The sequence below is a fragment of the Synechococcales cyanobacterium T60_A2020_003 genome, from assembly GCA_015272205.1.
GTDB lineage: Bacteria > Cyanobacteriota > Cyanobacteriia > RECH01 > RECH01 > JACYMB01.
In genome coordinates this window covers 1-8458 of record JACYMB010000014.1, presented here as the reverse complement: position 1 = coordinate 8458, position 8458 = coordinate 1, and the positions used below count along the sequence as shown (strand labels likewise).

General features: G+C 51.9%; 10 protein-coding genes. 4 read left to right on the top strand and 6 right to left on the bottom strand.

Annotation, left to right across the window (positions count from 1 at the left end):
• Window positions 1-136: 136 nt before the first annotated feature.
• From fumC to IGR76_00540, 4 genes are all read right to left on the bottom strand, one after another.
• Window positions 137-1543, bottom strand: a complete 1407-nt coding sequence (gene fumC, locus IGR76_00555; protein MBF2077035.1) for a class II fumarate hydratase — start codon at window positions 1541-1543, stop codon at window positions 137-139.
• A gap of 33 nt (window positions 1544-1576) precedes the next feature.
• Window positions 1577-1945, bottom strand: a complete 369-nt coding sequence (locus IGR76_00550; GenBank protein MBF2077034.1) for a YccF domain-containing protein — start codon at window positions 1943-1945, stop codon at window positions 1577-1579.
• Window positions 1946-1968: 23 nt separating this feature from the next.
• Window positions 1969-3132, bottom strand: a complete 1164-nt coding sequence (locus IGR76_00545; protein ID MBF2077033.1) for a pyridoxal phosphate-dependent aminotransferase — start codon at window positions 3130-3132, stop codon at window positions 1969-1971.
• A gap of 319 nt (window positions 3133-3451) precedes the next feature.
• A complete protein-coding gene (locus IGR76_00540) occupies window positions 3452-3790 on the bottom strand; it encodes a P-II family nitrogen regulator (protein ID MBF2077032.1) in 339 nt (112 codons plus the stop codon).
• 263 nt (window positions 3791-4053) lie between these two features.
• On the opposite strand from IGR76_00540, the gene IGR76_00535 reads away from it, so the two are divergent.
• Entirely contained in the window at window positions 4054-4779 is a 726-nt protein-coding gene (locus IGR76_00535) for a hypothetical protein (protein ID MBF2077031.1), read from the top strand.
• On the opposite strand, the gene IGR76_00530 is transcribed toward IGR76_00535, so the two are convergent.
• A complete protein-coding gene (locus IGR76_00530; protein MBF2077030.1) occupies window positions 4752-5507 on the bottom strand; it encodes a carbonic anhydrase in 756 nt (251 codons plus the stop codon). The two genes, IGR76_00535 and IGR76_00530, sit on opposite strands and share 28 nt — an antisense overlap.
• 189 nt (window positions 5508-5696) lie before the next feature.
• Window positions 5697-6167 carry a PPC domain-containing protein gene (locus IGR76_00525; GenBank protein ID MBF2077029.1) on the bottom strand — a complete coding sequence of 157 codons (471 nt, stop codon included), beginning with the start codon at window positions 6165-6167 and terminating at the stop codon, window positions 5697-5699.
• 193 nt (window positions 6168-6360) lie between these two features.
• Here IGR76_00525 and IGR76_00520 point away from each other — a divergent pair, with 193 nt between their 5' ends.
• From IGR76_00520 to crcB, 3 genes are all read left to right on the top strand, one after another.
• Window positions 6361-7050 carry an SAM-dependent methyltransferase gene (locus tag IGR76_00520; protein MBF2077028.1) on the top strand — a complete coding sequence of 230 codons (690 nt, stop codon included), beginning with the start codon at window positions 6361-6363 and terminating at the stop codon, window positions 7048-7050.
• 101 nt (window positions 7051-7151) lie between these two features.
• Window positions 7152-7754 (top strand): exopolysaccharide biosynthesis protein, encoded by a 603-nt coding sequence (locus tag IGR76_00515; protein MBF2077027.1) that lies wholly within the window; start codon window positions 7152-7154, stop codon window positions 7752-7754.
• Window positions 7755-7766: 12 nt separating this feature from the next.
• Window positions 7767-8186, top strand: coding sequence for a fluoride efflux transporter CrcB (gene crcB, locus IGR76_00510; GenBank protein ID MBF2077026.1), 420 nt, complete (start codon window positions 7767-7769; stop codon window positions 8184-8186).
• Window positions 8187-8458: the final 272 nt, after the last annotated feature.

The window sequence follows — 8458 nt, the reverse complement described above, 5'->3', positions numbered from 1 at the left end:
TCGGAAGTCCCCCTTTTTATAGACGCAAAGCGGCTTCCCGAAGGGTAGGGGGATTTAAGGGGATCTACAACGCTTTGATACATCAAAGATAACTGTTCAAACACCCTCTTAGAGGGAACTCTCCCATCCTAACGACTCAGGCCGAGGGATAAATCATCTGCTCTGGGCGTACCAGGCGATCAAAGTCCTCGCCCGTCAAAAAGCCCAGGTCAATACAGGCTTGGCGGAGGGTCGATCGATCGGTATAGGCTTTCTTGGCGACCTGAGCCGCTTTGTCGTAACCAATGTGGGGATTGAGCGCCGTCACCAGCATCAGGGAATCGTTGAGGAACTGCTGGATCCGTTCCCGGTTCGCCGCCAGCCCGACCACACAATGTTCCGTAAACATTTCGCAGGCATCGCCCAACAACCGCACCGAGTTCAACAGGTTAAAGATCATCATCGGCTTGAACACGTTCAGTTCAAAGTTGCCCTGGGTTCCCGCAATGGCGATCGCCCCATCGTTGCCCAACACCTGCACACACACCATCGTCATCGCTTCACACTGGGTCGGATTCACCTTCCCCGGCATGATCGAAGAACCAGGTTCATTGGCAGGCAGAAGCAGTTCCCCCAAACCACAACGGGGTCCCGATCCCATCCAGCGCAAGTCGTTGGCAATTTTCATCAAGGAACAGGCGAGGGTTCGCAATGCCCCACTGGCCATCACGATCGCGTCATGGGCGGCGAGGGCAGAAAACTTGTTGGGCGCACTCACAAAGGGCAGATTGGTGAGGGTGGCGATTTCTTGGGCAACCCGTTCCGCAAATTCGGGATGGGTATTTAAGCCTGTACCAACCGCAGTTCCCCCTAAGGCCAGCTCAAAGAGATCGGGTAAGGTAGACTCAATTCGGCGCAGATCTTTGTCAAGTTGGTCTACGTAGCCGGAAAACTCTTGTCCCAAAGTCAACGGTACGGCATCCATGAGGTGCGTGCGCCCAATTTTGACAATGTCGGTGAAGGCATCTCGTTTTTCAGCGAGGGCATCGCGCAGCCTCTGCACACGGGGTAGGAGATGGTGGGTGATTTGCTCGGCAGCGGCAATGTGCATGGCCGTCGGAAAGGTGTCGTTGGAGGACTGGGCGCAGTTGACATGATCGTTGGGATGGATCGGTGTTTTACTGCCCAAGACTCCACCCGCTAGCTCAATCGCCCGGTTCGCAATCACCTCGTTGGTGTTCATGTTGGTTTGGGTGCCGCTGCCCGTTTGCCACACCCGCAGAGGGAAATGATCGTCTAGGTATCCGGCAATTACGTCATCCGCTGCTTGGGTAATCAGATCGACGTGTTCGATGGGCAAAGTTCCCAAGTTGCCGTTCACCGTCGCTGCCGCCCGTTTGAGAATGCCCAAGGCTCGGATCATCTCCCTCGGCATCACATCATCCCCAATGGCAAAGTGGATCAGCGATCGCTGAGTTTGGGCACCCCAGTAGCGATCGCCCGGAACCTCAATGGCTCCCATGCTATCGGTTTCAGTGCGGGGTGCAGCGGCAGAGTCGGTCATGGTTCAGTGAATCGATGAGATATACGCAGACGGTTATCGTAACTCACGCCCAAAGGGAAAGAGGGCGAGGGGAATTAGTTTGAAATGTTGCATTGCGAAAGGAATCCCGATGATCGTGATGGCGAGGATTAAGCCTGAGGTCAGGTGAGCTAAAGCAATTCCCCATCCAATCACAATTACCCAAATGATGTTAAAAATCATGGACAGCATGCTTCCCGCATTCTCCGTGACCACAATCTCGCGGCCAAAGGGAGCCATTGTTGCTACTCCCAGCTTGATGGCGACTAGGCCAAAGGGAATGCCGATGATTGTCAAGCAGACCAACATTCCCCCCAGAATATAGCCAAGACCTGCTACAAAGCCCCCAAAAATTAGCCAGATAATGTTGCCAAGAAGACTCATGGGATTCAAACCATAACGAGGGTCTACAGGGGTGCCACAAAGGATGCTAAACGATCCATCCCCTTTTGGATAGTGTCTAGATCGGTCGCGTAGGACAACCGGATATGATCATCGACACCAAACGCTACCCCCGGAATCGCCGCCACCTGCTGTTGTTCCAATAGCGCATTGCAAAACTCCATCGAGGTCATGCCCGTTTTGCTGATGTTGGTGAACATGTAAAATGCACCATCCGGTTTAGGACAGCTTAGACCCGGAATCGAATTGAGAGCGTCGTACATGACTACTCGCCGCTTTGAGAACGCATCCAGCATCGTCTGTACGCAGTCCTGGGGGCCTTCACAGGCGGCGATCGCCCCATACTGGGCGAAGGTACACACATTAGAGGTGCTGTGACCTTGAATCCGGGATGCTGCCTTAATTAGCTCTAACGGCCCTGCCAGGAACCCAATGCGCCACCCGGTCATGGCGTAGGCTTTGGCAAATCCACTGCTGATAATCGTGCGATCGAACACTGCCGGACTAACCGCGCCAATGCTGAGATGCTGGGCATCATCGTAGAGAATTTTGCTGTAGATTTCGTCAGAGACGACCCAGATTCCGGTTTCAACAATCACCTCTGCCAAGGCGCGGATCTCGTCCGGGGTGTAGACCATGCCCGATGGGTTGGAGGGAGAGTTGAGAATCAATAGCTTGGTGCGGGGAGTGATAGCCTGCCGGAGTTGGGCTGGCGTAATCTTTAACCCGGTGCTGGCGTCGGTGTTCACAATCACAGGGGTTCCCTCGGCGAGTTTCACCATTTCGGGATAGCTGAGCCAGTAGGGAGCCGGAATGATCACCTCATCCCCCGTTTCGATCAACGCCATCATCAGGTTAAACAGAGAATGCTTGCCCCCGTTGGTGACAATGATGTTTTCGGGTGCGTACTCTAGGTTGTCATCCGCCTTGAGCTTTTGGGCGATCGCCTCTCTGAGCTTCGGTTCGCCTGCGGCTGGGCCATAACGCGTTTTACCCTCATCCAGTGCCTTTTTAGCTGCCTCACAGATGTGCTTGGGCGTGTCAAAATCGGGTTCACCCGCGCTAAAGCTACAAACATCAATTCCCTCAGCCTTCATGGCTTTCGCCTTGGCAGAAATAGCGAGGGTAATGGATGCGGGGACTTGCTGGACTCGTGCCGTTAGTTTCATGCTGGGTCAAACACCTTGGCGTTGGGATGGACTATCGAGATCTGAAGCCAATCAACGCGTCTTCCTCAATGGAGCGATCGCCTCCAGATTCCAAAGAATTCTACTGCACAAGCTAAGGGAGGATACCGAAGTTTCAGGAGATGATCACATTCCCTTACGAAATTACTGGATGGAACCTTGTATCTACGATTTGAAAGCAATTAAAAAAAAGCACCTCCTTTCGGAAGTGCGACTTGTATCCACTCACTCAACGGAATACAAACTTGTTTGGCTAGCCATTTTAGGTTGCCCTGACATTCTACAAGTCTAACACAAGATTCTAGATAGCCTCTACATTTTTTTCGCTAGTGCGAATTCGAATGATTTGTTCGACTGGCGTTACGAAGATCTTACCATCTCCAATTTCGCCTGTGCGAGCTGCCGTGATGATTTGTTCGACAACCTGATCAACTTTGTCGTCATTAACCACAATCTCAAGTTTGAGCTTTTGCAGAAACTCAACTGTGTACTCAGAACCCCGATATCGTTCGGTTTGACCTTTCTGACGTCCAAAGCCGCGCACCTCAGAAACTGTCATACCAACAACTCCTGCTTCTACAAGCGCATTCTTTACTTCGTCGAGTTTAAACGGACGAATAATCGCCTCAACCTTTTTCATCTAGTCTTCGACTCCTACAATCAATACAGATTTCCCGTCTGTTCTTGGCATGAACGTTTTATCACCGCCAGGAAAGAAGATTTTGTAGCGATGAATACAATTATCAGCCTTTCTATAACAGTGTTGACGGCTGAAAGACACAATACAGGGTGTTCCATAAGCGATGCGAGCCTGTGTCAGCGATCGCACATAAATCTTAATTAATCACGCTACCTAGATTGTCCGATGGGGATCAGGATCCTCCAAGTTGGGTATAACTAAGAATGCAGAGCTTGGTTATGGATCGCAGTGTGGAGAATCGCTACCGGAATCAGTCGTTGGCTAATCCGAAACCATCAATAACGCGGCAGGGGCGATCGCTCGGAATCAGCCTGGGGATCGTAGCCATATCAGATGTCCAGACTGCGATCGCTGATCCCGGATGGGATCCCCGCGACGTCATTCAGCAGATCAAAAATCAAGCCGCAACAGCCGCCGATCGCCTCACGGATCAGGTGCTTAACCGGGTTACCGAGCAAGTCCAGACCTCCCTCGTCGATCAAACGGTTCGGAAAGCGGGAGACCTCAGTAGCAGTATTCTCGATAGTCTGGTGCAGAAGGGGACAACGGCTTTAGATGTTTGGGTCAGCCAACACCGGATTGCTGGATGGCTCGTTACCCATCCCCTGTGGAGCTTCATCGCGCTGGTTCTCACCATTTCGCTGGTGTGGACGCTCATCACCCTGGCCGGACGCCTGCTACAGCGCACCTGGCTCATGATTTTAGCGGCTCCCTTTTTGGGTTTATGGTGGCTGATCAAGCAACTTTTTCGGTGGCTACGGGGGGCGATCGCCCAAGCAGAAACGGCTCCGACAGGACACCCTGCGGAGAATCGTGTTGCCGATATTCTGCTGCGGTTAGAGCATTTGCGCCAGGAACAGGAAACGCTGATGCAAGAACTGACGACCCTGATTGATCGCCGTTACGAACGGGAGAAAGAACCGCGATAGATGCGGTTGGCCTGCTCAGATGGTAACCAGGAAGCGGCTACAGCTTCGGGATAGGCCGATTTGGCGTAGGCCGCAGCGGACGCCCCCCCAATCTCACAGGCAGGCGACGGTTGGTTCAGGGGGATAAAACCATGCCGTTCGGGATCGTAGCTCATCACGTTGCCCGTTTCGATGTGGTATATCCAGGCGTGCAGGCTCAGTTTTTTCTGAGATAGGCGGGCATGGACGATGGGATAGGTGCGCAGGTTCTCCAATTGGGTGAGGACATTTTCGGCGATGGTGATATCCAGTAGTTCTTCCCCTTCGCGATCGCTGTAGCTTTCTTCGATGAGGCGGCGGGTGGCCTCTGCATGGCTCAGCCAGTTGCAGACGAGAGGCATACTGGCCCGCAGGCTTTCCAACTTTAGCAGTCCCTTCATGGCTCCGCAGTGGGAGTGTCCACAAATGATCACCTGGTTAATATTCAGCGCTTGAATTGCATATTCGATTGAAGCGCCTTCGCCGCCATTGGTTGCACCGTAGGGAGGCACAATATTTCCAGCGTTGCGAATAACAAACAGATCCCCCACTTTAGACTGGGTAATGAGATTGGGATCAACCCTAGAGTCCGAACAGGCAATAAACAGCACCCGTGGTTTTTGCCCGTGGGACAATTCCTCAAACAGCGCTTGATGGCTACAAAAATAGCTACTTTGAAAGTTACGCAGCCCTTGAATCAGTTTTTCCATGACCTCTGCCTTTGTTCACCTTCCTCGTTTATTCTCGTCAATTTAGGGGCGCAAGGAAACGGATTCATTGATTTCAGAAACTAATCGCAATAGTTAGCGAAACGTATCAGTACGCGCAGATCGGGCGATCGCCCCGTTTCACCGAGCGTGAAACTCATCAAAAATTAGACTAGAAGAAATTGTGAAACCCTATTTCCAGAGCGACTTCGGCTGTTTTCGTCGTTTTGAGGTTTCCCCCATCGCATTGAATTTATCGGTGGAGGCAGAGCGCGATCGCACCCGAGAGGTTAGACCACTCCTGGGTAATTCGACTGCGTGAATGGTCAGGGTATAGTCAATGGCACGACGAAATGTCCCCGGAAAGACTCGCACGTAGTAAAATCCCTTGGGCGCATCGGGATCAACCGCAACCTCGTTGTTTGTACCTGTTTGACTGTAAACTGCCGGATTATTTCGGGTTTCATAGTAAATTTCTAAATCCGCATCTGCCGACAATCCGGTGAGAGAAATAATGGAGGCACTCGTTGACTTCAGCTTAAATCGGAAATAATCATTAGAATCTAATCGCCCCACAACTTCGGTAATAGAACGGGTCTTATTCCTGAGTGTGCCAAGATTAAGGGCAGTGTTAAAGCTGTTTCCAGCAATGTCGCGAGCCATAGTGCCTAGTTACCCTACCTGTGACGTATTAATGTAACGACTACCTTAAATTAGCGCTACCCATAGCGTCTGCAAAGTTTTACAAAACGATATGCAAACCGTAGGAGTGCCAATATGGCAGGTGGAGGGTCGTGGAGAGGGGTTGCTAGGATGGGGGACGTTGAACCGCAAGCCGCATGGAGGGGAACCCTGAATGGCAATGCAGTTGGAACAGGTTGTCCCGTTTGGCCGCTCTTTAGATGAGTATGTCAGGATGTTTGATCTGACCGAGGCCGATTTGAGTCAATCCATCCTCAGCGTTGCCGATGGCCCTGCTAGCTTTAATGCGGAGGGCACGCAACAGGGATATCAGATTAAATCGATCGACTCCCTATATGGGTTTAGTGCCGCGCAAATTCGGGATCGATTTAATGCGGTGGTAGACTCCATCATTCAGCAAGTGGAGCAAACCCCAGAGGATTGGGTGTGGACATACCACGGCTCACCGTCCGAACTGCATCAGAACCGAGAAACGGTGATGACCCGATTTTGCGAGGACTATGAGGAGGGAAAAGCCCAGGGTCGCTACGAGGTGGGCGAGTTGCCGAAGCTCAAGTACCCCGATGGCACATACGATCTTGGCTTAAGCTCCCATTTTTTGTTTTTGTATTCCGATCATTTTGATAGGCAGTTCCACGTTGACGCGATTCGGGAAATGCTGCGGGTCTGCTCAGAGGTGCGGATTTTTCCATTACTGACGCTGATGTTACAGACGTCGCCGCACTTGCCGCCCGTGCTTGAAGCGTTGGAGAACGAGGGGTTTGAGTGGGCGATTCACACCGTGGACTACGAACTCCAGCGGGGAGGCAATAAAATGTTGAAAATCACTCGGCCTAGCGTGTAGATGATGTGTGCGGAAGGAGTTCGGTGTCAGGATTCGCGATCGCCCTATATGTCCTTTTAAATCTTTTAGCGAGATATTAATAACCCGTTTTTATGCGTCCTATGCATTCAAAATTTTCCCAAGATATTAAACAGCTTTTAGAGCAATTAGCCCAGCGTCCGCTGACCCTGCGCGACGTTTTAAATGAAACCTCCGAACGAGGATTTAGCCTGGTGATTGGGCTGCTGGTGCTGCCCTTTTTGTTTCCCATGCCCCCCGGACTCACCACCATTTTAGGGTCGGGCTGTTTGCTGCTGTCCCTGCAAATGGCGTTAGGACGGCGATCGCCCTGGCTGCCTCGGCGGGTGGCGCAGTTTCAGTTTCCCCCGAAGCTAATTCAACAGTTGCTGCATAACCTCAAGCAGGTTACAAGGGTGGTCGAACGAATCGCAAGACCCCGATGGCAACGGGTAGCCCGATCGCCCCACAGTTGTCAAATTAACGGGCTCTGTATTTCCTGGTTGACGTTGCTTTTGATGTTGCCCGTTCCGTTGACGAATCCCATTCCCACCGTCGGGATTTTGGTGTTTTCGGTGGCAACGTTGGAATCCGATGGTCTGTTAATGTGTTTGGGGTATGGGTTGACGCTGCTGATTACGGCTATCTTTATCGCGGCGGCCTACGTGCTGTGGCGATCGCCCGCACTTCTGGAACAGTTTATGTAGGTCTAAAGCCCGATGCTAGATAATCCCCGGATCCGCACACCGCTTGCCATTAGCCTAGGGGCGATCGCGGGAGCACTCTGTCGATATTTTGTGGGGCACTGGGTAACGGCCTTTATAAGTCCAGAGTTTCCCCTAGGGACAATGGTCGTGAACCTGAGCGGATGCTTTTTGATGGGATGGGTGACCACCTTGGCTGGGGGGCGGCGGTCGATCCAGCCTGATCTGTTACTGATGGCTACTACGGGATTCTTAGGCTCTTACACCACCTTCTCATCCTACGAACTCGACGCGGTCACCCTCTTCACCTCTGAGAGTTTAAAGGGGGATTTACTCTACTGGATGGGCAGTCCGCTGCTGGGATTTCTATGTCTACTGGCCGGGGCAACCGTCGCAGCGATCGCCAATCCTCCGTCGTCAGATGATCAAGACTGAGGTTAAGAGGATGTTCGAAAAGGCTATCAATAGCCTGATGCAGAAACGAATTCTACTTTGGTTGTAATGATAAGCACTAGTCGATCCCCCCTAGTCCCCCTCAAAAAGGCTACCGTGTACACACAAGTCGCAGATCCCCCCTAGCCCCCTTGAAAAAGGGGGAACCGAGCCAGAAAACGCTTTGATCCATGACAGATACCTTTTTAAACATCCTCTAAGCTCGACTTTATCCAATCAGGCGGCATGGCAGAGTAACTCGGTCCAGGTGTCGA

Bases quoted from the DNA above. Each gene is read 5' to 3' on its own strand.
- IGR76_00530 (MBF2077030.1), bottom strand. From the start codon at position 5,507: ATGGAAAAACTGATTCAAGGGCTGCGTAACTTTCAAAGTAGCTATTTT.
- IGR76_00540 (MBF2077032.1), bottom strand. From the start codon at position 3,790: ATGAAAAAGGTTGAGGCGATTATTCGTCCGTTTAAACTCGACGAAGTA.
- IGR76_00515 (MBF2077027.1), top strand. From the start codon at position 7,152: ATGCATTCAAAATTTTCCCAAGATATTAAACAGCTTTTAGAGCAATTA.
- fumC (MBF2077035.1), bottom strand. From the start codon at position 1,543: ATGACCGACTCTGCCGCTGCACCCCGCACTGAAACCGATAGCATGGGA.
- IGR76_00525 (MBF2077029.1), bottom strand. From the start codon at position 6,167: ATGGCTCGCGACATTGCTGGAAACAGCTTTAACACTGCCCTTAATCTT.
- IGR76_00535 (MBF2077031.1), top strand. From the start codon at position 4,054: ATGCAGAGCTTGGTTATGGATCGCAGTGTGGAGAATCGCTACCGGAAT.
- crcB (MBF2077026.1), top strand. From the start codon at position 7,767: ATGCTAGATAATCCCCGGATCCGCACACCGCTTGCCATTAGCCTAGGG.
- IGR76_00550 (MBF2077034.1), bottom strand. From the start codon at position 1,945: ATGAGTCTTCTTGGCAACATTATCTGGCTAATTTTTGGGGGCTTTGTA.
- IGR76_00520 (MBF2077028.1), top strand. From the start codon at position 6,361: ATGGCAATGCAGTTGGAACAGGTTGTCCCGTTTGGCCGCTCTTTAGAT.
- IGR76_00545 (MBF2077033.1), bottom strand. From the start codon at position 3,132: ATGAAACTAACGGCACGAGTCCAGCAAGTCCCCGCATCCATTACCCTC.